Source organism: Luteibacter sp. UNCMF331Sha3.1, from assembly GCF_900109915.1.
Lineage (GTDB): Bacteria > Pseudomonadota > Gammaproteobacteria > Xanthomonadales > Rhodanobacteraceae > Luteibacter.
Window position 1 is genome coordinate 960,626 of the sequence record NZ_FOBU01000002.1, and the last position, 26,366, is coordinate 986,991.

The 26,366-nt window shown below is 67.1% G+C and carries 25 protein-coding genes; 15 read left to right on the forward strand and 10 right to left on the reverse strand.

Annotation, left to right across the window (positions count from 1 at the left end; genetic code table 11):
* Positions 1-76 precede the first annotated feature (76 nt).
* A complete protein-coding gene (locus BMX32_RS12800) occupies positions 77-1,444 on the forward strand; it encodes a porin (RefSeq protein ID WP_089980314.1) in 1,368 nt (455 codons plus the stop codon).
* Between the two features lie 52 nt (positions 1,445-1,496).
* Here BMX32_RS12800 and BMX32_RS12805 read toward each other — a convergent pair whose 3' ends face one another.
* Positions 1,497-3,242 carry a M28 family metallopeptidase gene (locus BMX32_RS12805; protein ID WP_089979363.1) on the reverse strand — a complete coding sequence of 582 codons (1,746 nt, stop codon included), beginning with the start codon at positions 3,240-3,242 and terminating at the stop codon, positions 1,497-1,499.
* A 403-nt stretch (positions 3,243-3,645) separates the two neighbouring features.
* Here BMX32_RS12805 and BMX32_RS12810 point away from each other — a divergent pair, with 403 nt between their 5' ends.
* Complete coding sequence (locus BMX32_RS12810) at positions 3,646-4,626, forward strand: helix-turn-helix domain-containing protein (RefSeq protein WP_049808610.1); 981 nt, start codon at positions 3,646-3,648, stop codon at positions 4,624-4,626.
* 125 nt (positions 4,627-4,751) lie between these two features.
* Positions 4,752-5,711: an LD-carboxypeptidase gene (locus tag BMX32_RS12815; protein WP_089979364.1), complete on the forward strand. Its 960-nt coding sequence runs from the start codon at positions 4,752-4,754 to the stop codon at positions 5,709-5,711.
* Positions 5,712-5,760: 49 nt separating this feature from the next.
* On the opposite strand, the gene BMX32_RS12820 is transcribed toward BMX32_RS12815, so the two are convergent.
* Positions 5,761-6,102 carry a hypothetical protein gene (locus tag BMX32_RS12820; RefSeq protein WP_139206724.1) on the reverse strand — a complete coding sequence of 114 codons (342 nt, stop codon included), beginning with the start codon at positions 6,100-6,102 and terminating at the stop codon, positions 5,761-5,763.
* 202 nt (positions 6,103-6,304) lie between these two features.
* Here BMX32_RS12820 and BMX32_RS12825 point away from each other — a divergent pair, with 202 nt between their 5' ends.
* Genes BMX32_RS12825 through BMX32_RS12835 form a run of 3 tightly spaced genes read left to right on the forward strand, consistent with a single transcriptional unit; the run spans position 6,305 to position 8,650 of the window.
* The gene (locus tag BMX32_RS12825; protein WP_244511519.1) at positions 6,305-7,546 is read left to right on the forward strand and encodes a sensor histidine kinase; all 1,242 of its coding nucleotides are present in this window, start codon (positions 6,305-6,307) and stop codon (positions 7,544-7,546) included.
* On the forward strand, positions 7,539-8,306 hold the full coding sequence (locus tag BMX32_RS12830) for a LytR/AlgR family response regulator transcription factor (RefSeq protein WP_089979369.1): 768 nt from the start codon (positions 7,539-7,541) through the stop codon (positions 8,304-8,306). Before BMX32_RS12825 ends, BMX32_RS12830 begins: the two co-directional genes overlap by 8 nt.
* A gap of 14 nt (positions 8,307-8,320) precedes the next feature.
* On the forward strand, positions 8,321-8,650 hold the full coding sequence (locus tag BMX32_RS12835) for a polysaccharide deacetylase family protein (RefSeq protein WP_089979371.1): 330 nt from the start codon (positions 8,321-8,323) through the stop codon (positions 8,648-8,650).
* Positions 8,651-8,725: 75 nt separating this feature from the next.
* Here the strand turns inward: BMX32_RS12835 and BMX32_RS12840 are convergent, their stop codons facing one another.
* Entirely contained in the window at positions 8,726-10,678 is a 1,953-nt protein-coding gene (locus BMX32_RS12840; protein WP_211664213.1) for a CocE/NonD family hydrolase, read from the reverse strand.
* 242 nt (positions 10,679-10,920) lie between these two features.
* Between BMX32_RS12840 and BMX32_RS12845 the strand changes: the two genes are divergently transcribed.
* Positions 10,921-12,516 (forward strand): Na+/H+ antiporter, encoded by a 1,596-nt coding sequence (locus BMX32_RS12845; protein WP_089979375.1) that lies wholly within the window; start codon positions 10,921-10,923, stop codon positions 12,514-12,516.
* 6 nt (positions 12,517-12,522) lie between these two features.
* On the opposite strand, the gene BMX32_RS12850 is transcribed toward BMX32_RS12845, so the two are convergent.
* On the reverse strand, positions 12,523-12,960 hold the full coding sequence (locus BMX32_RS12850) for a hypothetical protein (RefSeq protein WP_139206725.1): 438 nt from the start codon (positions 12,958-12,960) through the stop codon (positions 12,523-12,525).
* 251 nt (positions 12,961-13,211) lie between these two features.
* Here BMX32_RS12850 and BMX32_RS12855 point away from each other — a divergent pair, with 251 nt between their 5' ends.
* Positions 13,212-14,924, forward strand: coding sequence for a M1 family metallopeptidase (locus tag BMX32_RS12855; RefSeq protein ID WP_089979376.1), 1,713 nt, complete (start codon positions 13,212-13,214; stop codon positions 14,922-14,924).
* A gap of 73 nt (positions 14,925-14,997) precedes the next feature.
* Here the strand turns inward: BMX32_RS12855 and BMX32_RS12860 are convergent, their stop codons facing one another.
* Positions 14,998-15,906 (reverse strand): LysR family transcriptional regulator, encoded by a 909-nt coding sequence (locus tag BMX32_RS12860; RefSeq protein WP_029213386.1) that lies wholly within the window; start codon positions 15,904-15,906, stop codon positions 14,998-15,000.
* Between the two features lie 111 nt (positions 15,907-16,017).
* Here BMX32_RS12860 and BMX32_RS12865 point away from each other — a divergent pair, with 111 nt between their 5' ends.
* On the forward strand, positions 16,018-16,794 hold the full coding sequence (locus BMX32_RS12865; RefSeq protein WP_089979378.1) for an SDR family NAD(P)-dependent oxidoreductase: 777 nt from the start codon (positions 16,018-16,020) through the stop codon (positions 16,792-16,794).
* A gap of 278 nt (positions 16,795-17,072) precedes the next feature.
* A complete protein-coding gene (locus tag BMX32_RS12875) occupies positions 17,073-17,774 on the forward strand; it encodes an SOS response-associated peptidase (protein ID WP_089979381.1) in 702 nt (233 codons plus the stop codon).
* On the opposite strand, the gene BMX32_RS18470 is transcribed toward BMX32_RS12875, so the two are convergent.
* Complete coding sequence (locus tag BMX32_RS18470) at positions 17,710-18,117, reverse strand: hypothetical protein (RefSeq protein ID WP_139206726.1); 408 nt, start codon at positions 18,115-18,117, stop codon at positions 17,710-17,712. The two genes, BMX32_RS12875 and BMX32_RS18470, sit on opposite strands and share 65 nt — an antisense overlap.
* Positions 18,118-18,178: 61 nt before the next feature.
* Complete coding sequence (locus tag BMX32_RS12880) at positions 18,179-19,948, reverse strand: diguanylate cyclase domain-containing protein (protein ID WP_089979383.1); 1,770 nt, start codon at positions 19,946-19,948, stop codon at positions 18,179-18,181.
* A gap of 187 nt (positions 19,949-20,135) precedes the next feature.
* Here BMX32_RS12880 and BMX32_RS12885 point away from each other — a divergent pair, with 187 nt between their 5' ends.
* Both BMX32_RS12885 and BMX32_RS18665 read left to right on the forward strand, forming a co-directional pair.
* On the forward strand, positions 20,136-20,594 hold the full coding sequence (locus tag BMX32_RS12885) for a PAS domain-containing protein (RefSeq protein WP_029213390.1): 459 nt from the start codon (positions 20,136-20,138) through the stop codon (positions 20,592-20,594).
* A gap of 32 nt (positions 20,595-20,626) precedes the next feature.
* On the forward strand, positions 20,627-20,899 hold the full coding sequence (locus tag BMX32_RS18665) for a MerR family transcriptional regulator (RefSeq protein ID WP_170843648.1): 273 nt from the start codon (positions 20,627-20,629) through the stop codon (positions 20,897-20,899).
* Here the strand turns inward: BMX32_RS18665 and BMX32_RS12895 are convergent.
* Positions 20,868-21,845, reverse strand: coding sequence for a GlxA family transcriptional regulator (locus BMX32_RS12895; protein ID WP_089979386.1), 978 nt, complete (start codon positions 21,843-21,845; stop codon positions 20,868-20,870). The two genes, BMX32_RS18665 and BMX32_RS12895, sit on opposite strands and share 32 nt — an antisense overlap.
* A 109-nt stretch (positions 21,846-21,954) precedes the next feature.
* Between BMX32_RS12895 and BMX32_RS12900 the strand changes: the two genes are divergently transcribed.
* On the forward strand, positions 21,955-22,962 hold the full coding sequence (locus BMX32_RS12900) for a zinc-binding alcohol dehydrogenase family protein (protein WP_089979387.1): 1,008 nt from the start codon (positions 21,955-21,957) through the stop codon (positions 22,960-22,962).
* Here BMX32_RS12900 and BMX32_RS12905 read toward each other — a convergent pair.
* Positions 22,959-23,705 carry a helix-turn-helix domain-containing protein gene (locus BMX32_RS12905; protein ID WP_089979389.1) on the reverse strand — a complete coding sequence of 249 codons (747 nt, stop codon included), beginning with the start codon at positions 23,703-23,705 and terminating at the stop codon, positions 22,959-22,961. The genes BMX32_RS12900 and BMX32_RS12905 overlap by 4 nt on opposite strands.
* A 200-nt stretch (positions 23,706-23,905) precedes the next feature.
* On the opposite strand from BMX32_RS12905, the gene BMX32_RS12910 reads away from it, so the two are divergent.
* Both BMX32_RS12910 and BMX32_RS12915 read left to right on the forward strand, forming a co-directional pair.
* Entirely contained in the window at positions 23,906-24,847 is a 942-nt protein-coding gene (locus BMX32_RS12910) for a GlxA family transcriptional regulator (RefSeq protein WP_244511520.1), read from the forward strand.
* A gap of 125 nt (positions 24,848-24,972) precedes the next feature.
* Positions 24,973-25,734, forward strand: coding sequence for an SDR family oxidoreductase (locus BMX32_RS12915; protein ID WP_089979391.1), 762 nt, complete (start codon positions 24,973-24,975; stop codon positions 25,732-25,734).
* 9 nt (positions 25,735-25,743) lie between these two features.
* Here the strand turns inward: BMX32_RS12915 and BMX32_RS12920 are convergent, their stop codons facing one another.
* The gene (locus BMX32_RS12920; RefSeq protein WP_089979392.1) at positions 25,744-26,277 is read right to left on the reverse strand and encodes an energy transducer TonB; all 534 of its coding nucleotides are present in this window, start codon (positions 26,275-26,277) and stop codon (positions 25,744-25,746) included.
* Positions 26,278-26,366: the final 89 nt, after the last annotated feature.

Consider the following 26,366-nt stretch of genomic DNA (forward strand, 5'->3'; position numbering starts at 1 on the left):
CGTTTGAGTATTTTCTCAATCCATTCGGAGCACGTAAGCGATGAAGAAGTTCCTCCCGGCCGCCGCCTTCTGGACCATGTGCGGGACCGCGGCCGCCGACGGCGTTCCGCAGACGGCCATCGAGTTGTATGTCGATACCGCCACCCGGCAGATCTTCGCGGAGCCGGGTCCGGGCCGTCAGCGCCTGGGCAGGTTCGTGCAGGCCAGCGATCAGGTCGCGCCCGCCGCCGTTGCCGCCGCGCCGCAGACGGCCGTCGCGCCGCAGGGCGCGCCTGTCATCGCGACGCCCGCGAACGCCAGCATGAAGTCGAAGGCGTGGTACGAAAAGATCGGCATCCGCGGCTATGTGCAGCTGCGCTACAACCACGAACTCGGCGAAGACGCGAAGGACCTGAAGTCGCCCGGCGATCGTTTCATCGGTCGGGAGCAGGGCTTCGGCATCCGTCGTGCGCGCGTCGTCATCAGTGGCGATGTCACCGACAACATGTCGATCTATATCCAGCCCGATCTGGCCAGCATGCCGTCCGGCTCGAGCACCACGCATTTCGCGCAGTTGCGCGACGCCTACGCCGATCTCTGGCTCGACAAGGAAAAGACCTGGCGCATCCGCGCCGGCCAGTCGAAGATTCCGTACGGCTGGGAGGACCTGCAGTCGAGCCAGAACCGCATCGCGCTCGATCGTGCCGACGCGCTCAACTCGGGCGTGCGCGACGAACGCGACCTCGGCGTCTTCGCCTACTGGTCGCCGACGGTCGCCAAGGAGCGCTTCGCCTATCTCACCAAGTCGGGCCTGAAGGGCTCGGGCGATTACGGCGTGGTCGGCTTCGGTGTCTACAACGGGCAGGGCGCGAACCGGCCGGACCGTAACGACCAGCTCCACTCGGTGGTCCACTTCTCATACCCGTTCAAGTTCGCCAACGGTCAGTTCCTCGAAGTCGGTGCCGATGCGTACACGGGCCGCTACAAGGTGACCACGGGCTCGGCGACCATCGACGGTCGCACGTTCACGCCGTCGGTCGATGCACCGGAAGCCGGCTCGGAAGATCGCCGCGTCGCCGCGCACGTCGTGTACTACCCGCAGCCCTTCGGTTTCCAGGCGGAATGGACGGTGGGCAAGGGCCCGGAACTCGACGTCGCGCGGCGCACCGTCCGAACGAAATCGTTGCGTGGTGGCTATGCGCAGGTCATGTACAAGTTCGACGGCGGCTATGGCTCGCTGATGCCGTATGCCAAGTGGCAGACCTATCGTGGCGCGGCCAAGTTCGATACCAACGCGCCGCGCATGGAGGTCGACGAGCTCGAAGCGGGCGTCGAATGGCAGCCGTCGAACGCGGTGGAACTCGCGGTCGCCTGGGCGAACATGCGCCGCACCGATGTCAGCGCGGCACCCTACCGCCGCATCGACGGGCAGCTGCTGCGCGTGCAGTTGCAGGTGAACTACTGATCCACCCAACCGGTGGGAGCCAGCAGGCTGGCTCCCACCGTTTATCGAAGCATCACTTCTTCGGCTTGCTACCCGCCGCGAGCGACTTCTCGCGCACGGCCTTGAACTCGCTGCCATCCTTCCACACCGGCCACGTGTCGCCGTCGGCGAGCTTCTCGCCCAGCGCATAGAACGCCTTCACGTTCTGCGTCACGCCGTCGAAGTTCCAGCGCATGTCGTACACGTCGGTCGGCTGGTGATAGCGGTTCTTCGTGTAATCGTCGCGGTCCGCCATGCCGGCGGCCTTCCCGCCCTCGACCATGTCGATGCCGCCGCCGGCCGCCAGCGCGGGAACGCCGGCCTTGGCGAAGTTGAAGTGATCCGACCGGAAATAGTGGCCCTTCTCCGGCGACGAATCGCCCGATACCACGCGGCCGTCGGCCTTGAGCACATCGGCGAACAGGTCTTCGAGATCGCCCTGACCCAGCCCCGTCACGGCCATGTCGTGCGTGGCGCCGCCGATCGGGAGCGCGTCCATGTTGATGTCCGCCACGGTCTTGTTGAGCGGGAAGGGCGGGTGCGCGACGTAGTACTTCGAGCCGAGCAGGCCCGACTCCTCCATCGTCACCGCAGCGAAGATCACGGAGCGCTTCGGTTTCTCCTGCGCGAACTTGCCGGCGATCTCCAGCAGCGCGGCGATGCCCGTGCCGTTGTCGATGGCACCGTTGTAGATCTGGTGGCCCTTGAGCGCCGGGTCGTGGCCGAGGTGGTCCCAGTGCGCGGTGTACACGATGGCCTCGTCGGGTTCCGACGAGCCCTTCACCATGCCGATGACGTTGTTGCTGAGCGAGTGCGAGATCGTGCTCTGCAGGTGGATCGACGCCTTCGCGTCGAGCGGCACAGCCCTGAATCCTCGCGTGCCGGCCTGCTTCGCGAGGTCGTCGAAGTTCTTGCCGGCCTTCGCGAACAGACGCTGCGCGGCTTCCTGGGTCAGCCAGCCCGCGACGGGAAGGCGCGGAGCCGGATCTTCGCTCTCGGGCAGATCGAGTCTCGGCGTGGTCCAGCCGCTGCGCACCACGTTCCATGCGTAGCCCGCCGGTTCGGTCTGGTGGACGATGAACGCCGCCGACGCACCCTTGCGCGCGGCCTCTTCGAACTTGTAGGTCCAGCGACCGTAGTAGGTCATCTCGCGACCCTTGAACAGCGACGCGTCGCTACCGTTCCAGCCCGGGTCGTTGACGAGGATCACGACGGTCTTGCCCTTGAGGTCGACGCCGTCGAAATCGTTCCACTGGCTCTCGGGCGCATCCACGCCGTAGCCGACGAAGACGATCTCCGAATCTTTCAGTTCCACATCGGCCTTCGCCTGCAGCGTGCCCGCGACCATGTCGTTACCGAACGCGAACTTCTCGGTGCCGCCCCCTTCGGCGACGTCGAGAGAGAGCGTGTCCTGGCCGTTCAGCGCGGTCGACACCGCCGGCACCGTCTGGATCCAGTCGCCCTTGTTGCCGGGCTCGAGGCCCATCCGCTTGAACTGCTCGATGATGTAATTCGTCGTCAGCCGTTCGCCGAGCGTGCCTGGCTTGCGGCCGTCGTATTCGTCGGACGAGATGACGCGCAGATGCGCGGCGAAGTCGTCCGCCGTGATGTCCGGTTTGAAATCGTGGTGTTCGTTGGCCACGGCCGGCAGGGGCGGGGGTGGCGCGGTCGACGGGCGAGCGGGGGCCGTCGATGCGGCCGCGGGCGCCTTGTCATCGTCGTGGGACTGGCAGGCCGCCAGCGTGAGAGCTGTCAGGCAGGCGAGGGCTAGACGTCGCATGGGCAGTGGCATCCCTTCTTGGACAAGTGGGGCGAACCAGTGTAACGGGTCATGAGATCGACGGTGAAACCCGCGCCAAGCAGCATTTTTGCCAATTTCGTCAATTACTTCCGACACTCGCTACGCCGATTCGGCAAATTCACAAAGTGCTGGCATTTGGTCCCATACACCGTTAGTTATAGACGCTGCCGACGGCTTTGCCGGAAACGGGGTCCGGGGTCGGCGTCAGGAGCGGGCGGGGCGAAAGCCCCATGGGCAAGACGCGGGGGTGCGTAATGGTGATGCGCGACGGGTATACGGGCAGGTGCGGCGATCGGGGCGTTGCCAGCAGTGGGTTCGACGATCTGACATCGTTGCCGCCGTCGCCGGCGGCCTGGGTTGCACTTGGCAGGGGGAAATCCGCATGAGTCGTCCTTCCGACGTACAGGGTCTGGAAGATTACGATCTGGTCACACTGGGCGCCTCGCTCGGTCTGTGCGAGGTCGATCTGTTGACGCTGAGCCCCGCGCGACCGCGCGCCGCCATCGCGTCCGCCACGCACGACGGCGTCACCTACCTCACCGGGCACATCGACTTCGACGTGCGCGGATCGCTCACCGTTCCCGAAGACGCCTGCATGCTCGTGTTCCTGCACGAAGCGGGCGAGCGCAGCTGGTGCCAGGGCGTCGGCATCGAATCCGACATGGCCGTAACGCTGCTGCGCGGCACACCCACCGATTTCATGTTCGAACGCGGCACGCGGTTCACGCTCGTGGTCGCGCCGTACGCGAAGTTCCGCGCGCGGTTCCTCGCGTCCGACCATGCCGACGTCGACATGGCCGCGCAGCGCCTGCGCCTGTTTTCCGTGCGATCCGAGCACCTTCGCCGCGCCTACCGGCAGATCGCCGCCCAGGTGCGCGACGCGGGCGAGTTCAGCATGGGGCCGATCGAAGACCTCCTCGACGAGCACATCCGCGTCGCGCTGTCGTCGTCGTCGGAAGAACGTCCGGTCGCCTCGCGGGGCCGCCGCGCGCACTATCAGGTGGTGCGTCGCGCCGAGCGCTTCATGCGCGCGAACCTGCGCCGCGACATCTACTCGCTGGAACTCTGCCAGGCCGCGGGCGCGAGCGAACGGGGCCTGCGCTACGCGTTCGACGACCTGCTCGGCATTCCGCCCAACCGGTACCTGGCGATGTTGCGCCTGTGCACCGCCCATCGCAGCCTGGTCACGGCCGAGGCGGGACGTCGTTCGGTCAAGTCGGTGGCGCTGAGTTGCGGCATGTGGGACCTCTCGCGCTTCGCGGAAAAGTACCGCAGCGTGTTCGGCGAGCAGCCCCGCGAAACGCTGACGCGTAACGCGACGGCCGACGATCTCAGCACGGCAGAGGAATACGACGGCTGGTGAGCTTCCGGGAACAGGTCGGCAGCCTGGGCGGCGTTCGCGCGGCGGGGTCCATCGCAGGTCCCGTGCGCGGCGTCGGCCAACTTCCGGTTGCCTTTACGCATGGGGAGGGCCATCCTTTGCCCCACATGCCTAAACGTCTGGATATACGGCTCATCGCGCCATCCGGCTACGCGGAAGACCGCGCGGCAGGCGAGCGCGGCATCGAGCGCCTGATGGCCGCCGGCCACACCGTGCGCGGTACCGAAGTGCTGGACCGGATCCACCTCCGGTTCGCGGGTACGGAGGCGGAGCGCGCCTCGGATCTCAACCAGCTGGCCCGTGCCGATGTCGCAGTGCCGGATCTGGTCATGGCGACGTGCGGTAGCTACGGCCACCTTCCCTTGCTGGACAGGATCGACTTCGACGGGCTTGCCTCCCGTTTCCTCGACGAGCCATTCGTCATCGTGGGCCACGGCGACTTCACCATCCTTCAGTGCGCGCTCTACGCGCGCAGCGCTATCGGCTCGCTGCACGGGCCGATGCTGGTGCCGGATTTCGGTGCCGCTTATCTGCGCGAAAACACCTGGCGACATTTCTGGCATACGGTGCTCTCGCCGCGCACCGACATGAGCTGGACCTGCCCGGACGACCAGGACGACCTGCTGGTCGAAGGCACGCTCTGGGGCGGCAATCTCTCGTCGCTGTGCGCGTTGGCCGGCACGCCGTTCCTGCCGCGCATCGACGGCGGCATCCTCTTCGTGGAAGAGGTGGGCGAGCAGGCCTGGCGCATCGAGCGCATGCTCTACGAGCTCAAGCTCGCCGGCGTGCTCGAGCACCAGCGCGCCATCCTCGTCGGTGGTCTGGGTGGCCAGCGAGTGAGCGAATACGACAACGGTTACGACATCGACCACGCGCTGCAGCGATTCGGCCGTGCGTGCAACCTGCCGATCCTTCGTGGCCTCACGTTCGGCCATGGCGCGGACAAGTGGACGTTGCCTTTCGGCGCGCACGCGGTGCTCGAGTGCGTCGATGGCACGGCCACGCTCACCGCGTTCAACTACACGCACGTCGGTGCCGCGAACGGCGGACCCGTCGCCTCGGTCTGATCCGCTCGTACGACGATGCGACTGGACCCCAGCCGCATCGTTTCCCCGCTCAGGTGAGGGCGGTCATCTGCGTGGCGCCGATGACGCCGATGAACACGATCGAGAGCATCCAGAAGCGGGCCGGGTCGCGCCACACGCATACACCCAGGCAGACGATGCCGAGCACGCAGGACACGATGCCGGCGGCCGTGAGGCCGACCGCGATGAGCGAGGGATCGTTGCCGCCCGAGGCGAGCAGCATGGGCCGGAAGATGGCATACCAGGCCAAAACGAGGCAGGCACCGCCGACGATGCCAAGCAGCCAGTTGGACGGATGGTGTTTCGGCAGCATCTGGATGCCGAGATAGATCGCGAGTACGACAACAGCGAAAACGACGAGCAATAAAGCCATGCGTTAACCCCTTTTGTTTTTGTCGTGGCTCGTGGTCCCCACCAGCAAGCCGTTTCCCGAGCATGGACCATGCAGGCCGCGAGGTCATGCTGCGCCGCGCAAGCCCGCTTTCGTCGGCGTATGCGGCGTTTCGTCGGAATCGCCGTGATGTGCCGCCGACCGCGTCGTATGCTCCCCGCCAATCCAGGGTGGAGTGCATGTGATGGCGAGTCTCAAATTCCTCTTTCGCATCGTCGTGGCATGGCTTGCCGCGCTATGCGTGCTCCTCGTGGTCTGGAGCATGCTGGACTGGAATCGCGGGGATTTTCCGCTGATCTTCACCATGCTGTGGTTCGCCGGCCTGCTGATGTCGCTGGCGCGCGGCCTGACGCATCTCTATCGGGTACGCGTGATCGCGGGACGGATCGACGGCGAGACGGTCTCCAACCGACAACGGCGCCGTGTCGAGGTGCCGTATCCCGCCGACGAGGCGTTCGCCGTGGTGGAGGGCATCATCCGCGAGTTGCCCCACGTGCACGACGTGCATGCGGTACGCGGCAGCCTGCAGGTGCGGGCGGCGATCCGCGCTCCCCACGACGAGGCCACGCGTCTCCGGCGTGTGGCGAAGTACCATGCCGCGCTCGATCGCAGCACGAAGGTCTTCGCCACGATCACGCCGGTCGACGGCTCGTGCAGCGTGATGTACGTCTGCGAGCCGGACAGCGGCGCATGGACGGACTGGTTCAAGCCCGACGGCGGGGCATCGCTGGAATACGTGGAGACACTGGTGCGCGCCACCACGCAACGCCTGAGCGAGCTGCGCAACCGCGAGCGCGCCGACGTGCGGCAGACGGCGATGGAAAAGGAACTGACCGCCGCGCAGCTGGGTCTGCTGCAGGCGCAGGTCGAGCCGCACTTCCTCTACAACACGCTGGCCAGCGCGCAGGAACTCGTGCGCACGGATCCCGCACGCGCCGATCGCATGCTCGGCCACCTGATCGACTACCTGCGTCGCTCGCTGCCGCGCACGGACGGTTCCCTGTCGACGCTGGGCGAGGAGCTGGAGCGATCGACCGCCTGGCTCGAAATCATGCGCTTGCGCATGGGCGAACGCCTCACCGTGCATACCGACGTGCCCACGGAGGCCATGAAGGTGCCGATGCCGTCGATGATGCTGCAAACGCTCGTCGAGAACGCCATCAAGCACGGGCTCGAGCCGAAGCCTGGCGGTGGCGGCATCTGGATTCGCGCCGGCGTCGACGGCTCGGGCCTGTCGCTCACCGTGGCGGACGACGGCATGGGTTTTCGCAGCGACGGTGCGGGCACCGGCATCGGGCTGAAGAACCTGCGCGAGCGGCTGCGCCTCATGTATGGCACCGCCGCGACGTTCGCCATCGGCAACAACTTTCCCCATGGTGTCGCGGCGACGATCACGTTGCCGGTGACCGGAGCGGATCATGCCTGAGTGCATCATCGCCGAAGACGAAAAGCTGCTGTCCGCCGCGCTGCAACGCGAGCTGGCGCTGGCCTGGCCGGAACTGGACGTCGTCGCGATCGCCGAAGACGGTGGCGAGGCGCTGGAAGCGATCGCGACCCATCGTCCCGAGGTGGCGTTTCTCGACATCCGCATGCCCGGCCTCACGGGCATGGAAGTGGCCGCGGCCGCCGCCGACGTCAGTCCGTCGACGCTCGTGGTGTTCATCACGGCGTACGACCAGTACGCGGTGGATGCCTTCGAGCGGGGCGCCATCGACTACCTGCTGAAGCCGGTCACCGCGGAACGGCTCGCACAGACGGTGGTGCGCCTGCGCAGTCGTCTCTCGGACGCGGCGCGGCACGCGGGCCGCACGGCGCAGCTGGCGAAGGATCTGTCCCCACGATTCGACGCCACGCCGGACGAGCCCCTCACGTGGGTCACCGCGAGCACGGGCCGGGCCACGCGCCTGATCCTCGTGGAGGACGTGATCTATTTCCGCGCGGACAACAAGTACACGCTGGTGGCGACGACGGACGGCGACGCGTTGCTGACCCGCCCGATCCGCGACCTGCTCCGTCAGCTCGACCCGAGGATCTTCCGCCAGATCCATCGGTCCACGATCGTCAACCTGCGCCAGGTCGCGTCGGTCGAGCGCGACGACACCGGCAAGGGCTGCCTGCACCTGCGCGGCCGCCCCGAAACCCTCAGCGTCAGCCAGCCGTTCATGGCCATCTTTCGTGCCATGTAGGCAAGGAGACTCCGATGCGCTTCTTTCTCGCGATCATCTACTGTTTCATGAACCTCGCCGGCTGCACGGATACCCAGAACCGCACGCTGACGGCGTCGGCACGGGAAAACGGCACCGTCACCCTGGAGAGCCGCACGGAAGTGCGCATGGGCCGCGCCCGCTTCGCCTGCGAGGCGAGCCGTAGCGGGCACTGCTGGTACACGGTGTTCGACGAGGGCAGGGAAGTGCGCGCCTTCTCGCTGGCGGCGAGGGAAGAGCGCCTCGTCGACGATCTGCCCGCGGGGTTCACGCTTTGCGTGACGACCGACGCGGGGAAAGTAAACAGGGACTGCAAGCCTGTCTGATGCACTTGCGGCGAGTTCTTGCTCATGTGGGAGCGGCCTGGGCCGCTCCCACACAAGAGGACAGAGACAGCCGTATTAGGGATTCGTCCGCGGCACCACCGTATAGGTGATCTTCGAAGGATGCGCCGCGTCGTGATACACGGTGTTGTGGGCGATTACGCCGCGGGCTTCGTCGAAGTTGTTGCCACCGGTGTTGAGGTTGCGGTCGAAGCGCGGGAAGTTGCTGCTCGATATCGCGACGCGCAGCTTGTGCCCGGCCTTGAAGTAGTTGCTTGTGTCGATCGGCTGGAAGGTCACCTTGTAGACCTCGCCGTCCTTCATCCACACCGGCGGCTTGTCGTAGCCCTCGCGATAACGCATCCGCTGGATGTTCTCGGTGAGATTGAACGCCTTGCCATCGGGGTAGACGTCCATCACCTTGAACGTGAAGTCGGTGTCCTTCGCATCCGACGACACGTAAAGCGTCACGGTGATCGGACCGCTGACTTCGGTGCCTTCCCTGAAGGTTTCCGAGTCGTAGACCAGGATGTCGTTGCGTGTCAGCTGCGGGTTCTGGTCGAACGAGCCGAACTTCACCGCGGTGCCCTGGCAGCACCCGCCGCCACCGAGCGTGGTCACGGGGTTGGCCGGATCGTAGAGGAAGGTGTCCGGGGTGCCGTTGCCGGCGGCCTTGTCGACGAGCCTGCCGTCGCCGTAGAGCGTGTTCGCCTTGCCGCCGCTGGTGAAGTACAGGTCGCGCGTCGTGGCACCGGCCGGCGGCCACGTGGGCGAATCCCGCCACTTGTTCTCGCCCATCACGTAGTACATCACCTTGGGCTGCTTATCGACGACCGGGCTGTCGACGCCCTTGAGGAACTTGTCGAACCAGCCGAACACGAGCGCCTCGTAATCGAAGCGCGCGTCGCCCATGTCGAGGTCGCCGATCATGGTGTGTTCGGTGGCGCGCGAGAAGGCGCAATGCAGAACCGGGGCGATCACGGCGTACTGCTGGTCGGCGATCGCCTTCGATGCCGTCGAACGCACGTGGTTGTAGGCAGCGAGGTTCGGCGAGACCGACACGTCGAACCAGCTCATGAACCACAGGCCCGGCTTGTTCACTTTCATGGTCTCGTGCCAGAGACCGCCCTTGTACCAGGCGGGACTGTTCGGCGTGCGCGCGATCATGTTGCCGCCCGTGGGCACGTCCATCGCGTCGGCGAAGATGCCCTTCGGGCCATCGATCGCTTTCATGATGTCCTTTTCGGGCAGCGTCCAGAACGCCTTGTCCCAGTCGACGGGCGGCAGTTGCTGGGCCAGGTCGAACGATTTCGAGGCACGGATCAGGTCGGCCTGCGACGTGCCCGCGGGGAACATCGGACGCACCTGGTTCTGCTCGCCGTAAAGCCACGAGATGAAGAGCATCTGCACGGCGCCGCCGCGATACCAGTTGCCCTGCTCGTAGTACGGACCGACCTTGCCGACGCCGGCGCCGAAGCCCTGCACGTTGAACGTGGCGAGACCCGGCTCGTTCTCGGCCACCACGGCCATCTGCCATTCCGCGGTCGACGAACAACCCGTGGTGCCGACCTTGCCGTTCGACCACGGCTGCGACGTCATCCAGCGCACGGCGTCGACGCCGTCGCTGAGCGGCGCGCCGAGGATTTCGTAGTTGCCTTCCGAGAAGAAGTGGCCGCGCTCGTTCATGTCCACATAGGCGTAGCCACGCTTCACGGCGGCGAGCTGGCGGCTCATGTCGCGTGGCGCGCCGAGCTTCACGTCCCAGAAATTGAAGTTGTACGGCGTGCGCACGAAGATCGTGGGCACCTTGCCGCTGGCGTTCTTCGGGCGGTAGACGTCCGCCGCCATGCGCTTGCCGTCGCGCATCTTCACCATGACCTTGCGGTCGATCACCGCGACGTCCTCGAGCTGCTGCTCGATGTCGTTGCGCTTGTCGACCAGGGCTTTCTGCTCGGGCGTCAGCGCCGTCTGCTGGGCGGCCACGGGGCCCGCGAGCAGCGCGAGGCAGACGGACGTGACGCCGACCGACAAGGCGGTCCTGACGTGGTGGAGGGCAGGGCGCTTCTGTCGCATCGGCAGGCTCGCATTTTCAGGGACGGTTCATCGAGTCTGGCAAAACGACAACATCAGGACAATGCATGACTTCCGGCAGGGGCATGCCGTCCCCGGACGGCGGGACGGACCGACGAGAAGACCGAGGACGTGCGGGAATGCTGCAATCCCCAGCGCGCGGAGCGCGGATAAGATGTTCGGGTTAACGAGGGGGAGGACGCATGGCGTCGACCGAGACATTCAAATTCATCCTGATCCTCCTGGTCGCGATCCTCGCCCTCGAGCTGATCGCCCGACGGTTCCGCCTGCCGACGTCGGCCGCCTTGCTGGCGGGTGGCATCGCCATCGCTTTCCTTCCCGGCATCCCGGAAGTCAGCTTCGATCCGGAGCTGGTGCTGACGGTGTTCCTGCCACCGCTGTTGATGGATGGGGCCTTCTATACCGTCTGGTCCGAATTCCGTAAGTACCTCGGCGGCATCCTCTGGCTCGCGGTGGGCGCCGTCGTGTTCACCACGTTCGTGGTCGGCGTCACCGTGCACTGGGTGCTGCCGTCGCTGCCCTGGGCCGCGTGTTTCGCGCTGGGCGCGGTCGTATCGCCGCCCGACGCCGTCGCGGCCAAGGCGGTGCTCGGCAAGGTGCGGCTTCCGCGCCGCCTGCTCGTGTTGCTGGAGGGCGAAAGCCTGCTCAACGACGCGACGGGCCTCGTGCTGTTCCGCTTCGCCGTCGCCGCGGCGCTCACCGGCGCCTTCAGCACGCAGGCCGCGGTGCTCAGTTTCGCCGGCCTGGCCTTCGGTGGCATCGTGGTCGGCGCGATCGTCGGCGCCGCCGTGGTGTTCTCGCTGCGTCACATCCGGCACGAGTTCCTCGCCACCACCGCCGGCTGCCTGTCGCCATGGGCGGCGTACATCGGCGGCGAATCGCTGCACGTGTCGGGCGTGATGTCGGTGGTCTCGTGCGGCATCATCTTCGGCTGGTACCAGCACGAGGTGCTCGCCGCTAACGTGCGCATGCGCAGCTTCGCGTTCTGGGAAGTGATGATCTTCCTGCTCGAAGCGCTGGTGTTCATCCTGATCGGCTTCTCGCTGCGTGGCGTGGTGGATCGGCTTGGCGGTCTCGGCGAGGCATGGGCGTCGCTCGGTACGCCGATCCTCGCGGTGCTCGCCGCCGTGATCCTCTCGCGTTTCGTCTGGATCTACGTCACCGATTACATCCGCGTGCCCTTGGCCCGCCTGTTCGGACGCAAGCCGCTGCCCGCGTCGCCGAAAGCGTCGTTCCTGCTCAGCTGGGCCGGCATGCGCGGGGTGGTGACGTTGGCGATCGCGCTGTCGCTTCCGGAATCCGTGCCGGGACGCGATCTGACGCTCGCCGCCGCGTTCGCGGTGATCCTGGTCACCGTGGTGGTGCAGGGCGGCACGATCGCACCGGTGATCCGCTGGCTCGGGCTGGATCGTCCGGACCTCGCGCAGTCCGTGCACTTGTCCGAGGCACAGGCGCTCGAACTGATCGACCTCGCGCAGCTGGACGCGGTGAGGGCGAGGGCATACGACGAGCAGGGCACGCTGATTCATCCGCGCCTGCTGGAGCAATACGCCTACCGCGCGACGATCTCGGAGCGCTACGCCCGGGCGCCGGCGTCGCTCGGCAACAAGCGCATCGAGCATTACGACGTGGTGCTCGCGGCCATCGCGGCCGGACGCACGGAGCTTCTGCGCCTGCATCGCGCGGGTCGCATCCACGACGCGCTGCTGCATTATCTGGAGCGCGACCTCGACCTGCAGCAGGTGCAGGCGGAAAACGACAGGCAGGCGCCGCCGTAACGGCGATCAGGCCGGGACGCGCGGTCGCACGGGCATCGTGCCGGACTTCACGACGACGGACTCCGCCGCGGCGCGGCGTTCGTCGTCGCGCGCCGCGTTGACCAGCCCCGCGACGAAGCGCACGGCCTTGTTCATGACGGTGCTGATGAAGGGCAGGCGGCTGACGGGGATCGAGATCACGGCGACCTCTTCGCGAACGAGGTGGATGTTCGCCTCGGCGTGACCCCACGCCAGTTCCGTCTCGTTCGGCGCGCTGGTTCGCGTCGGCACGTCGTCGTTGGTGATGCGCTGCACCTCGCGGAAGAAGTGCAGGTGAAGGAAGCCGTCGTCGGTGGGGCCCGTGACCGCCATCCCCGTGGCCACCGCGGAGGTGAAGTGGGTGGGACGGACGTGCAGGATGCTCTTCTTCGTCTGGTTCAATGCCGATGCCTCGATCCGGGACACGATCGGGCAACCCGCGATCGACGCGACCGGCCGCTGACGCGACGGTACCGCCGATCGTTGCACTGGACTTGCCCCCTGGACGCAGAGCATACGGGAAGCGCGACAGCGATGGGCGGCGGTTGTGTGACACAGGTCGATGTTCCGGCGCGATGTCCCTGCGGAAAGCTACCCATCCTTTCGACCCATGACCGGATGGCACGCGCCGGGTAGGGTGGACGTCTTTCCGTCCCACAGATGATCGTCGATCCCCCATGCAAAAGTCCTTCCTGCTTGGCGTGAGCCTCGCGCTCGGTACCGCCGCCTGTACGCCCTCGGCACCGCCCGCCCCGCCGCCGCTGACCGATTACACGAAGAATTCGGGCGCGACGCGCGCACCCGAGCAGCTGGCGGTGGTGTTCGAGCACGCCGATCTGTCGATCCGGGTCGATCCGGTGCGCCACTGGATCGAAGGCGATGCGAAGCTCACGTTCCAGCTGACGTCGCCGCTGCGCCGCGTGGTGCTCGACCTGGACCGCAACCTGCCCATCGACCGCATCGAGGTCGACGGGACGTCGCTGCCCAGCAGGGCTTGGCGGAATCCGGATGGTCGCCTCCAGATCGACCTGCCGCATGAGCTCGCGAAGGGCGCGCGCACCACCGTGCGCGTCGTCTACCACGGCAGCCCGCACACCGCGGTCCGCGCGCCATGGGATGGCGGCTTCGTCTGGTCGAAGGCGCCGGACGGGCAGCCGTGGGTCGCCACGGCGGTCGAAGGCGAAGGCTGCGACCTGTTCTGGCCCTGCATCGACCACCCGATGGGTCGCCCGGGCCTCGTGGACGAGCACATCACGGTGCCGTCGCCACTGGTCGCGGTCGGCAATGGCGTCGCGAAGGGCATGGACGAGAAGGACGGCCAGCGCACGTACCACTGGCAGGCCCGCGACGTGAGCACCTACGGCGTCGCGCTCAACATCGGTCCGTATCGCGAGGTGTCGGGAACGTATGCGAGCCGCTTCGGCAACGTGGTGCCCACGCACTACTGGTACGTGGACGACGAGACGCAGGCACGGGCGCTGTTCGCCGAGTTCCCGCGCATGCTCGACTTGCTCGAGGAGGCCGTCGGCCCGTATCCCTTCGGTGCCGAGAAAATGGGCGTCGCGGAAACGCCGTTCAAAGGCATGGAACACCAGACCATCAATGCCTACGGCAACCTGTACGCGAAGACGCCTTACGGCTACGACGACCTCCTGCAGCACGAGCTGGCGCACGAGTGGTTCGGTAACCAGGTCACCAACGCCAACTGGGACGACATGTGGCTGCACGAGTCGTTCGCGACGTACATGCAGCCGCTGTACGCCGAATCGATCGGTGGACGGCAGGCGTACTTCGCGAGCCTCATGCAGCTGCGCAGCCGCATCGCCAACCGCCACCCGATCGTGTCGGGTAAGCCGCAGCGCGAGGAGGACGTCTACGACGAAGATCGCGGCCCGGGTCAGGACATCTACGACAAGGGCGCCCTGATGCTGCACACGCTGCGCGGCCTCATCGGCGACGATGCGCTGCGCCGTTCGATGCGTCTGCTGGTGTACGGCACCGAGCATCCGGTTCCCGGCAACTTCTCCCCGCGTTACGGCACCACCGCCGAGTACATCGACATCGTGAATACCGTGTCGGGCAGGGACATGAACTGGTTCTTCGACGTGTACCTCAAGCAGGCCGCGTTGCCCGACCTCACCGTGACCCGCGACGGGCAGCAGCTGCACCTGGCGTGGGTGGTGCCGGGCAAGGGCCCGTTCCCGATGCCGGTCGACGTGCGCGCCGGCGACCGCGTGGTGACGCTGCCGATGACGACCGGCACCGGCGACGTGACGCTGCCCGAAGGGGCGAGTTTCACCATCGATCCCGATTCGAAGATCCTGCGCCGCGATACGGGCATCGAGGCGTTCCGTGCGTACATGGAGAAGCGCAAGCCGCGGAAGACGTGAGCTGGCGGTCGCGGACGGATCGTTATTCAAGGATAAGCACTTATCCTTGAATAGCGCCCGGCCTTATTCAAGGTTAACCGGTCCCTGCCGCGCGGCGTGGCAGGTCGTCGGCGATCCACTCCACGAAGGCACGGACGCGCGGATTGTTGCGGCGGTTCGGCGGATAGACCACGTACACCGGGAGCGGAGGCGGCTGGAGGTCGGGCAGGAGCTCGACCAGCGCGCCGCTCGCGAGGCCCTCGCCGACCTGGAAGCGGAGCGTCTGCACGATGCCCAGCCCGGACCACGCGGACATCGCGTGCGCGTTGCTTTCGTTCACTTCGACCGGACACGTGCAGGGATGATCGCGAACGGTAGCGTCCGCGCCGCGCAGCCGTAGCGGCGCGGCGCGACCGGTGCCGGCGGAGAAGTAGCCGACGATGTCGTGCGTCGCGAGGTCCGCCGCGCTCGTCGGCCGGCCTCGCCGCGCGACGTACGCCGCGCTGGCACACAGGGTCCACGGGAGTTCGGCGATCTGCCGCGCGATCAGCGTGGGGTCGTCCGCGCTGCTGCGGATCGCGCAGTCGACACCCTCGGCGGTGAGGTCGACGTTCCGGTCCGTCACGCCGATCTGCAGGCGGATGTCCGGATATCGCTCGCGGAACGCGGGCATCGCGGGGATCAGCAGTTGCGCCGCCACGGACCCCCCGGTGTCGACGCGGAGGGTGCCGGCCGGGCTCTGCGTGCCGCGGGCCAGCTGGGCCTCGACATCGTCCAGATCGTCGAGCATCCGGCGCACGTGGTCGTAGTACGCCGCGCCGGCGGGCGTCACCGTGACGCGGCGCGTGGTGCGCTCGAGAAGCTGCACCCCGAGCTCGGCTTCCAGGCTCTGCAGCAGCTTGGTGGCGCTGGAGGCCGGCACGCGCAGGCCCGCGGCGGCCTTGGTCAACGTTCCCGTTTCGACCACGCGGGCGAACAGGCGCATGGCCAGCAGGCGTTCCATGGATTGTTCCTTTCCAGAAAGAGAGAAAACACGACCAGCCGATTCTGACCGCGCCAGGCCATACCCATACTTGGTTCCGTAGCGATATCCCACTCACCGGAGCCGAACATCATGCATACCCTCGAAACCAGCAACATCCATACTACCCGCCACGCCGGCAAGGTCGTCCTCGTCACCGGCGGCAGCTCGGGCATCGGCGAAGCCGCCGCGGCGCGTTTCCTCCGCGAAGGCGCCAAGGTGTACATCACGGGACGTCGTCAGGCCGAGCTGGACACCGTCGCGGCGCGCCTCGGCGCCATCCCCCTGCAGGGCGATATCGCCCGCGCGGAGGATCTGGAACGCATCTTCGCCACGATCAAGGACCAGAGCGGCCATCTGGACATCCTGTTCGCCAACGCGGGTGGTGGCGAGTTCACCCCGCTCGACCAGGTGACGGAGCCGCAGTTCGACAAGTACTTCGGCATCAACGTGAAGGGCACGCTCTTCACCGTGCAGCACGCCCTGAAGCTGATGGGTCCGGGCTCGGCGATCGTGCTCAACGGCTCGATGGTGTCCGTGCAGGGCCCGGCCGCCTTCGGTGTGTATGCCGCGACCAAGGCCGCGGTACGTTCGCTGGCGCGTACCCTCGCCACCGACCTCAAGGGCCGCGATATCCGTGTGAACGTCGTCGCCCCTGGCGTGATCGTGACGCCGGGCTACAAGTCGGAGCTGGGTTTCACCGACGAGCAGATCGCCGGCTATGTCGCGCAGGTCAGCGCCATGTCGCCGCTGGGCCGCACCGGCACGCCGGACGAGATCGCCAAGGTCGTTTCGTTCCTCGCTTCCGACGATGCGAGCTTCATCACGGGCGTTGAACTGTTCGTCGACGGTGGTCAGGCGCAGGTCTGATCGTCCACCCGCCGTGGCGCCCCCTCGCGTTTTTTCGCCGCAACGCGTGCGATAGCGCGTAGTCTTCACTCAGCGACGGCACGTCGCCGAAGCACTTACCGAGGGGGCGCCATATGAGCAAGGGAATGGATTCGAAGAAGAGCGACAAGAAAAAGCCCGCCAAGACGATGAAAGAAAAGAAGGCGGCCAAGGACGAAAAGAAGAAAAACGCGCGCTGATTCCGGCCGTGGCACGTGGCACGTGACACGGCCGTCACGCGGGTCGGATAGACTTTTCCCGTGTGCGGCCGCTATGCCACCTTCGGACCTGCCAGCCTCAGTCGCGAGGCGCGGGCGGTGCTGGAAGAACTGGAAGTCGACATCATCGGCGAGATCAACCAGCGCGAGCCGAACTACAACATCGCGCCCACGGCCCGCGGCCTGATCGTCGGCCACGGCGACGCCGGTTACGGCGTGAAGTGGTATCGCTGGGGCCTCGTTCCTTCATGGGCGAAAGACAGCAAGGGCGGCGCGAAACTGTTCAACGCCCGGTCGGAGACGGTGGCGACCATGCCGTCGTTCCGCGCGGCCTTCCGCAAGCGCCGGTGCCTCGTGCCGGCTTCCGGCTATTTCGAATGGCGCACCGAAGAGGGTGCCAGGCAGCCGTATTTCATCCACGACCCCGAAGGCCACCTCATGATGTTCGCCGGCCTGTGGGAAGGCTGGCGCGCGTCGCCCGACGACGACTGGCTGCATACGTACACCATCGTCACGGGCGAGCCGGGCCGCGTCACCGCCGACATCCACCAGCGGCAACCCGTGATCCTGCCACCGGACCTCTGGCGCGTCTGGATGTCCGGCGATACGGACGAGGCGGCCGCGGTGTTCGCGGCGGTCCCGGAGGCACCGCTGGCGTACCACCCGGTGACGAAAGCGGTCAATTCCTCGCGGAACCAGGGCTCCGCGCTGATCGAGCCCCTGGGACCGGACCGATCGGCCTGACCGTCGCCTCGTAATCGACGTCGTCCTGGCGGAACAGCGTTTCCCAGTCGTCGTCGCGGGGTACCGCATAGGGATCGGGCGGCATCATGCGGCGGATGTGCGCGGCATGGTGTTTCGCATAGGCCTCGACGCAGCGCTCCAGGGCCACGGCGACGTTCGCGTGGCACGGCCGCCAGCGTGCGGGCCCATAGATCCAGATCAACTCCCATCGCGACGGCGAGCCCTCGGGCAGCCGCCGCAATCGCGCGAAAGCGCGGCCACGACGACTCAGGCGGGCTTCGTAGCCGTAGCCGTAATTGGACCAGACGACACGGTGCGCGGTGGTTCCGCGTGATGGTTTCATGGCATGCCCCTTCGACATGGGGCGGAGCATGGACGGGGTCTGTCTCAGGAACCGGGATCGGTCAGGTGTCGTGGCGATGGGTGGTGACGTGGCGGCGGTCTTCGCGACCGGCGTAGAGCTCGCGGTCGGCGCGTGCGATGACCGTGTCCACGGGCTCGCCGGGTTCGCTCCGCGTGCCGCCGATGCTCAGGGCGATCGCCGCGACGGCAGCTTCTTCCTCGACGGTGGCGCGCACGTCGTCGAGCCGCGCGGGATCGTCGATCACCACGAGGAACTCGTCGCCGCCAAGGCGTACCACCGCGTCGCGATCGGTGACGCACCGATGGAGCAGGGCGACGGTGGCGACCAGGATCTCGTCGCCGCGCTGGTGTCCGAAGGTGTCGTTGATCGTCTTGAAGTGGTTGAGGTCGATGACGAGGCATGCCCACGCACGGCCCTGCGCCACCTGTTGTTCGAGCTTTTGCAGGTAGCGGCGATTGAACGCCTTGGTGAGGGCGTCCTTCGTCGACCATTCCACCAGCAGCTGCTCGTAGCGGTACTGCTCGGTGACGTCCTGCGCGTGGCCGAGCACGTACGGCTCGTCGAGGTCCTCTTCCACGGCGTTCTGGTAGCGCCAGTAACGCAGCGAGCCGTCGGAGGCGATGAGCTCGAGCAGGCCGCGGTCGATGCCGTGCTCGCGGATGCGCGAGAGGTAACCTTCGAAGGCCGGGCGCCGCGCCGGCATCATGAAATCGCAGAGATTCCGGCCCAGCATGGCGCTGATGTCGAAACCGAGCGAGGCGGCGGCCGCGGGATTGACCGACAGGATCACGCCGGAGAAATCGTGGGTGCAGATCAGGCCGAGCGAAAGTTCGAAGATCTGCCGGAAACGCCGTTCGCTGGACTGCAGCGACTCCATGGCGCGGCGTCGGTCGTTCACGTCCTGGATGGCGCCGGCGAGCCGCACCGGCCGGCCGTCCTCCCGCTCGAGCGCGCCCACCGTGCGCACCCAGATGCGCCGGCCCTTCGCGGTGACCAGCGGGAGTTCGAGATCCCACGGCGTGCCCCGCTCGATCGCGGCGTCGACCGCCTGCTGCAGGATCACGCGGGCATCGGGCGGGTAGAAATCGAGCGCGCTGTCGAGGCGCGGCACCTGTCCGGAGGGCAGGTCGTGGATGGCGAAGGTCTGTTCCGTCCAGCGCAGCGTCCAGCTACCGAGGTCGAGCTCCCAGCCGCCGATGCCCGCGACCCGTCCGGTGCGCTGCAGGAACTGCTGGCTCTCGCGCAGATCCGCTTCCAGCGCCTGCGACACGGCGGTGAGACGGCGGGCTTCGCTGGCCTCGGACTCCGCCGCCTCGCGCTGCTCCAGCAGTTCCAGGCGCCGCTCCAGCGCCACCGATGCCGCTTCGGCAAGGTGTGCGAGCGCGTCGAGCTGGTTCGGCGCGAGCTGTCGCGCCTCGCGGTCGATGACGCAGAGCGCACCCAGGGTCAGGCCATCCGGCGTCTGCACGGGAAAGCCGGCGTAGGCACGCACGCCGGGCATGCCGGTGACGAGCGGATTGGTGGCGAAACGATCGTCGGTGCGGGCGTCCAGCACCTCGAGCGGCTGCGACGACGCCACCACGTGCTGGCAGAAAGCGTATTCGCGCGGCGTCTCCGTGACGCCCGGCAGGCCGACGTTGGCCTTGAACCATTGCCGGTTCTCGTCGATCAGCGTGAGCATCGACATCGGCATGCCCGCGATCGCGGCGGCAGCCTGGACCAGCGCGTCGAACATCCCTTCGGGCGCGGTGTCGAGAACCCGCAGATGGCGCAGGCGGGCTAGCCGGGTCTGCTCGTCGATCGCGTTCATGACGGGATAGCGGTACCTCACTCGGTGCTCGCACGCTGGCACGCACCGTACCCGCGGTCAAGACGCAGGTCTTCACGATTTGCACAGGGTCACGAATGCGATAAGTTAGCCGTAACGCATGACCTTGCGCCGGCCGATTTCCTGAGGGGGGAATTTGGGCAGATCCGCACCAGCAAGCATCCACGCCTTGCTCGAAGGCGCCTGGACCGCCTCGCGCCTCCATGCGCTGGCCGGCCTGACGGATGGTGTCGTGCTGGCCGATCGGGACGGCCACATCGTGTTCGCCAACCCCGTGGCCGATGCCTTGCTGGGTCGCGTGCGACGCGGCGCCGGCATCGACGACTACAGCTGCATGCATGGCGTCTTCACGATGGAGGGTCGCCCGTACCCGTCGGAAGATCTGCCGCTTTCGCGTGCGATCCTCGGTTGCGAGACGACGCGGGACGTGCCGCTCAACGTCCGTCGGCCCGACGGTGTCTGCATCCCGCTGCTCGTCTCCGGACAACCCCTGTTCGACGGCAACGGCGTGCTGGTGGGCGGCGTGGTGTTGTTCCGTGCCGCGGTCGTGGGCGTGGAGGCCGCGCCGGTCCGACGCGGCGTGCTGAAGCGCGAGGCACGGGAACCGGACGCCCGCGACGGGATGTAGACTGGCCGCTGCGGCTACTCCGGATCACCCCCGTGCACATCGACGAACTCGCCCGACTCGCGGGCTGCGATCCCGACACCGTTCGCTATTACGAGGGCCTCGGCCTCATTGCCGGTGCGGGCGCGGACGATGACCGCATCTACGGCGACGCCGATGTCGAACGGATGCGTGTCATCGTGCGGGGCCGGTCGCTGGGGCTCGACGTCGAGGGCATACGCGGACTCCTCGCGACGTCGACCCGCCCGCGCCGCGAGGTGCCGAGCGGTCCGCTGATCAGGAAGGGTCGGTTGCGCTCGGGTCAATGAACGAGGAGCCTCGCCGCTCGCGCCGCAGCACCTGGGGCGTGATGCCGTAGCCGCGCACGAACGCCTCGCGCAGATGTTTCCGATCGCGGAAGCCGGTTTCGCGCGCGACGATCTCCAGCGAATGACGGCCCCGCTCGATCATGTTGCGGGCCTCTTCCAGGCGCAGCTGCTCCACCGCTTTCCTCGGCGAATGACCCGTTTCCGCCTGGAAGACGCGGCTGAACTGCCGGGGGCTCAGGTGGACGGCGCGCGCGAGATCGTCGACGGTCAGGGACTGGGCGAGGTTGCGGCGCGCGTAGTCGAGCGCGGCGTGCATGCGGTCGGACTTCGGCCCCAGCCGCAACCATTCCGAATGCTGCGACTGCCCGCCCGCGCGCCGGTAATGCATGACGAGCGCATGGGCGACGGAGCGGGCGACCTCGTGGCCAAGATCGTTTTCCACCATCGCCAGGGCGAGGTCCATCGCCGCGGTGAGACCGGCGGACGTCCATATCGAGCCGTCGACGGTGAAGATGCGATCTTCCTCGACCCGCGCCTCCGGGTACCGGGTGCGAAGCGCGTTGGCGAAGGCCCAGTGCGTGGTCGCACGTCGCCCCCTCAGCAAGCCGGCGTCGCCGAGGGCGAACGCGCCGGTGCACAGGCCCGCCACGCGCCGGGCATGGCGCGCCGCCTCGTTGATGAAGTCGATCCCGGCCTGCGGCACCGCCCAATCCAGCGGACTGACCACGCCGCAGATCATCCAGGTATCGGCGGCCATCGCATCGTTCGCCGCCTCCGTGTAGACCCCGGTACCGAGCGACGACCGCACCTTGCCGCCCGCGATCGAGTAATCCGTCACCTGGTAGACGGGCTCCCGGGTGACGAGGTTGGCCACCTCGAAGACCGACTGCGTTCCCATCGCCATGACCTGGAAGCCTTCGGGCAGGAAGTATCCGACTCTGTGCATCACGTTTACCTGCGAGGTGTCCGAAAAAAGGTGGTCTGTGTCATTGGCGGTACGGTGACGGTACGTGCAGCATGCTGTCTGGGCAAACCAAGTCAAAGAGCGACGAACCATGAAAGCCATCGTGTACGACAAGGCCGGCATTCCCGCGACCGACCCCGCTTCGCTGCGTGAGATCGATGTTCCCACGCCGGAACCCGGCGACACCGACCTGCTCGTGCGGATCGCGGCGATCGCCGTCAATCCGGTCGATACCAAGCTCCGCGCCGGCGTGCAGCCGGCCGGCCCCCGCATCCTCGGCTGGGACGGCGTCGCCACGGTCGAGCAGGCGGGCGTGGGCGTGACGCGTTTCCGCAAGGGCGACGTGGTGTGGTTCTCGGGCGACATTACCCGTCCCGGCACCTATGCGGAATACACGCTGGTCGACGAGCGCATCGCGTCGCTGGCGCCGACGTCGATCACCGCGGCCGAGGCCGCGGCATTGCCGCTGACCGCCATCACGGCGTGGGAGCTCCTCTTCGACCGCCTGCGCGTCGGCGAGAGCGGGGGCCGCGGCGAGAGCCTTCTCGTGATCGGCGCGGGTGGCGGCGTCGGGTCGATCCTCGTCCAGCTGGCGGCACGGCTCACCGGTCTCACCGTCATCGGCACGGCGTCCCGGCCGGAAACGGAAGCATGGGTGCGTGACCTCGGTGCGCACCACGTCGTGGACCACACCCGGCCCCTTCAGCCGCAGCTCGCCGGCCTGGGCTTTCCGGCGGTCGACCACGTCATCAGCCTCACGCATACCGAGCAGTATTACGCGCAGATCGTGGAGGTGCTGAAGCCGCAGGGACAGTTCGCCCTGATCGACGACCCCGCGACGCTCGACGCGTTGCCGCTGAAGCGGAAGTCGATTTCCCTGCACTGGGAGTTCATGTTCACCCGTTCCATGTATCGCACCGAGGACATGAGCAAGCAGCACGATCTGCTCGCCCGCGTCGCGACGCTGATCGATACCGGCGTGCTGAAGACCACGCTCGGCGAGCACCTCGGCACCATCGACGCCGCCAACCTGCGCAAGGCCCATGCGTTGCTCGAAAGCCACCGCGCCAGGGGCAAGCTCGTGCTGGAAGGGTTCTAGCCGTCGGCAAGCAACAGCCTCCGGCGCCACGCGCCGGGGGATTGCCCCATCAGCCGCGTGAAGCTCCGGGTGAAGTGCGTCTGTTCGCCGAAGCCACAGGCAAGCGCGATATCGCAGAGGCTGAGGCCGGCGACGGCCAGAAGCGACTGCGCACGCTGTACGCGCCGGCGGATGATCCACTGCCGGGGCGGAAGGCCATGCGTTTCACGGAAGGCGCGCGTGAACTGGCTCGACGAGAGATTGCACAGCGCCGCCACGTCGGCGGTGGTGATCGGGTGCTCGAGCTGGTCATCGATGTAGCTGCGCACGCGCTCGTCCTGCCAGGCCGCGAGTCCGCCACCCGATCGGCGGAGCGGGCCCGGATGGGGCATGTCACCGTATGCCGCGCGCAACGCCAGCGCGGCTTCGACGAGCACGACCTCCGAGGCGCCGCGCTCGAGCGCGAGGCGCGCGATGACGCCACAAAGGTGCGTGGTGACCGAGTCGTCGACGATGCGCCCGCTGGTCGGCGCGAGGAAAATGCCTAGTTCGGGCTCGTCGCCCGTCGCGTAGGCAATGAGCAGCGGCACCAGTCCGGGTGCCTCGACATACGGCAAGGTGACCAGAGTGCGCCTCGCGCGCAGCGACGCAAGCACACGGCGCACGGAATCGCCCCGGGCGAAGGTCGCGCGGCGGCGTGCCTTGTCGATCTGGATGCCCAGCCCGGTCGTGCTGTCAGACGGTAAGCCTGTGGTTGCGTACATGGTGGTGCCCGGAATGTTTCGTCATGTGAAGAGGCTATCCACGCGTCGCCCGTTCCGGCGGACGAAAAAGACCGTAAAAACGGACAAGCCACGACAGCCTTGGACAAAACACGCGCCGCTTGGCTCGGCCGGTGCTTGGCGGGTCGGTGGTAGGCTGGCGCCTTCCACTTTCGAGGGCATCGGCAATGCGGCGCGTCGGCATGATCATCTATCCCGATTTTCAGGTGCTGTGCTTTGCCGCGTTATCCGTGTTCGAAGTCGCCAACAAGGAAGCGGGTTCCCGGCTCTACGACCTCGAGGTGCTGGGGAAGGGCGGTGGCTCGGTACGGGGATCGTTCGGCCAGGCCGTGTCGTGCGCGCCGCTGGTGGACGACGGCTTCGATACGCTGCTGATCGGGGTCGGCATGGAGGTGCCGCCGCACGAGCCGGCGGTGTCGTCGTTCCTCGTCGATACGGCCTCGCGCACGCGTCGCGTCGCGTCGATCTGCCTGGGCAGTTTCGTGCTCGGCGACGCTGGCCTGCTCGATGGTCGCAAGGCGACCACGCACTGGAATTTCGGCGACCGCCTGCGGCAGCGCTATCCGCGCTGCGACGTCGACATGAACAAGATCTTCGTGCGGAGCGGACGCATCTGGTCCTCGGCCGGCATGTCGGCGGGCATCGATCTGGCGCTCGGCCTCGTCGAAGAGGACCACGGCCGGGAGCTTGCCGCCATGATCGCCAAAGGCATGGTACTCAACCACCGGCGCGCCGGTGGCCAGTCGCAGCATTCCGCGATGCTCGAACTCGACGCGCGCAGCGATCGTATCCAGGCCGCGCTCGCCCACGCGCGGCGTAACCTGCGCAATCCACTGAGCATCGATGAACTGGCCGCGGTGGCATGCGTCAGTCCCCGGCAGTTCTCGCGCGCGTTTCGCGCCGAAACGGGACGTACACCGGCGCAGGCCGTGGCGCAGCTTCGTCTCGAACAGGCACGCATGCTGGTGGAGCAGGGCAGCATCGCGTTCGACGTCATCGCACGCGACACGGGCTTCGGCGACGCCGAACGCATGCGGCGCGCGTTCGTGAAGGCGACGGGCCTCGCGCCCTCCGATCTCCGGCGCGAAGCACGCGCCACGCCGCGTACCGACCTGGGGCACTGAGCGGGTCGGTTCATCGCCCCGCGTGTCCGGAATTGCGGTTTTTTCGTCCTTTGAACAGGCGTGGCCCGTCCGCACAACGGGACCCAGCGACGCCATCGTGGCGCGTCTCTTCTGAAGGACACATCATGCAACTCACCGGAAACACGATCTTCATCACGGGTGCCACGTCGGGCATCGGTCGCGGTCTTGCCGAAGCGCTGCATGCGCGCGGTAACAAGGTCATCGTCAGCGGCCGGCGCAAGGCGCTGCTGGACGAGGTGACCGCCGCCAATCCGGGCATGGAAGCGATCGAGCTCGACATGACGGATCCGTCCAGCATCGCGCACGCCGCCGCATGGCTGACGCGCCATCATCCGTCGCTCAACGTGCTGATCAACAACGCCGGCATCATGCCGTTCGACGATCCGGCGGGTGTCATCGACGACGCCACGATGCAGCAGACGGTCGCGACGAATCTCTTCGGACCCATCCGCATGACGTCCGCGCTGATGGACCTGCTGAAGAGCCAGCCGTCGTCCTACGTGATCCACAACACGTCGGTCGTGGCGTTCATGCCGCTCGCGGCGAACGCCGTCTACTCGGCGACGAAGGCCGCACTGCACTCGTATACCCAGACACAGCGATTCGCCCTGCGCGACACGTCGGTCAAGGTGCTCGAGATCGCACCGCCGTGGGTGAACACCGACCTCATCTACAAGAGCGACGATCCGCGCGCGATGCCGCTTGAGGCGTACGTCGCCGACACCATGGCGCAGCTGGCGACGGACAAGCAGGAGATCTACGTCGACGCGATCCAGCCGTTGCGCGACAACCCCGGCTCCAACGAGTACGCCCTGATCGCCACGTTCAACCAGGCGCTCGTGGACAACCCGATTCCCGTCGGTTGACGCAGGCGGTCACTCCCCCGCGCTCACCGTCGGCTTGCCTTCCACGAGCTCGAAGCGGAACGCGTAGTCCTGACTGAACGCCTTCGGCGTTCGGACCTGGCTGATGTTGCCCTTGCCGTCGTCGAATTCCTCGACGACCACCATCGGCGAATAGGTCCAGCGCGCGACGGCATCGCGGCACGCGGCGACGAACGCCGCGTGCCGCGGATCGGTCGTCGCGTCGAGGCTGCGCACGTCCGTCACCGTACCGTTCTCGCCGATGATCGCCTTGACCCGCACGACGACCGGCGGCAGGCCGGCGGCGATCAGGGCCGCCGGGTACGCCGGTGGCGGCCGTTCGATCGGCTGCGCGCCGAACGCGTGCTCGCTGGTCTTCAGTTTGTATTGCCCGCTGGCGCTCGTGGGAATCAGGTCGACACTGACCGCGCCGTCCTTCGCCGGAGGCGGCGTATCGGCTCGCGGAGGCGGCGATGCGGCGCACGCGGCGAGAAAGCCGGCGCCAAGGAGCGCGACGGAGCGAGCGAACGGTGATGCGACTGCCATGAAGACCTCATAGGGGCGAGGGCGTCTCGCGCCATCGGAAGCGCGGCCACCGCCGGCAACGATAGCAGTCGTCCGCCTCGCCGGCACCC

Coding starts and splice junctions, on each gene's coding strand:
- BMX32_RS12910 (WP_244511520.1), top strand. CDS start 23,906: ATGATCATCTATCCCGATTTTCAGGTGCTGTGCTTTGCCGCGTTATCC.
- BMX32_RS12865 (WP_089979378.1), top strand. CDS start 16,018: ATGCATACCCTCGAAACCAGCAACATCCATACTACCCGCCACGCCGGC.
- BMX32_RS12810 (WP_049808610.1), top strand. CDS start 3,646: ATGAGTCGTCCTTCCGACGTACAGGGTCTGGAAGATTACGATCTGGTC.
- BMX32_RS12880 (WP_089979383.1), bottom strand. CDS start 19,948: ATGAACGCGATCGACGAGCAGACCCGGCTAGCCCGCCTGCGCCATCTG.
- BMX32_RS12825 (WP_244511519.1), top strand. CDS start 6,305: ATGGCGAGTCTCAAATTCCTCTTTCGCATCGTCGTGGCATGGCTTGCC.
- BMX32_RS12815 (WP_089979364.1), top strand. CDS start 4,752: ATGCCTAAACGTCTGGATATACGGCTCATCGCGCCATCCGGCTACGCG.
- BMX32_RS12860 (WP_029213386.1), bottom strand. CDS start 15,906: ATGGAACGCCTGCTGGCCATGCGCCTGTTCGCCCGCGTGGTCGAAACG.
- BMX32_RS12895 (WP_089979386.1), bottom strand. CDS start 21,845: ATGCACAGAGTCGGATACTTCCTGCCCGAAGGCTTCCAGGTCATGGCG.
- BMX32_RS12855 (WP_089979376.1), top strand. CDS start 13,212: ATGCAAAAGTCCTTCCTGCTTGGCGTGAGCCTCGCGCTCGGTACCGCC.
- BMX32_RS18470 (WP_139206726.1), bottom strand. CDS start 18,117: ATGAAACCATCACGCGGAACCACCGCGCACCGTGTCGTCTGGTCCAAT.
- BMX32_RS12905 (WP_089979389.1), bottom strand. CDS start 23,705: ATGTACGCAACCACAGGCTTACCGTCTGACAGCACGACCGGGCTGGGC.
- BMX32_RS12805 (WP_089979363.1), bottom strand. CDS start 3,242: ATGCGACGTCTAGCCCTCGCCTGCCTGACAGCTCTCACGCTGGCGGCC.
- BMX32_RS12835 (WP_089979371.1), top strand. CDS start 8,321: ATGCGCTTCTTTCTCGCGATCATCTACTGTTTCATGAACCTCGCCGGC.
- BMX32_RS12900 (WP_089979387.1), top strand. CDS start 21,955: ATGAAAGCCATCGTGTACGACAAGGCCGGCATTCCCGCGACCGACCCC.
- BMX32_RS12830 (WP_089979369.1), top strand. CDS start 7,539: ATGCCTGAGTGCATCATCGCCGAAGACGAAAAGCTGCTGTCCGCCGCG.
- BMX32_RS12920 (WP_089979392.1), bottom strand. CDS start 26,277: ATGGCAGTCGCATCACCGTTCGCTCGCTCCGTCGCGCTCCTTGGCGCC.
- BMX32_RS12845 (WP_089979375.1), top strand. CDS start 10,921: ATGGCGTCGACCGAGACATTCAAATTCATCCTGATCCTCCTGGTCGCG.
- BMX32_RS12820 (WP_139206724.1), bottom strand. CDS start 6,102: ATGGCTTTATTGCTCGTCGTTTTCGCTGTTGTCGTACTCGCGATCTAT.
- BMX32_RS12915 (WP_089979391.1), top strand. CDS start 24,973: ATGCAACTCACCGGAAACACGATCTTCATCACGGGTGCCACGTCGGGC.
- BMX32_RS12800 (WP_089980314.1), top strand. CDS start 77: ATGTGCGGGACCGCGGCCGCCGACGGCGTTCCGCAGACGGCCATCGAG.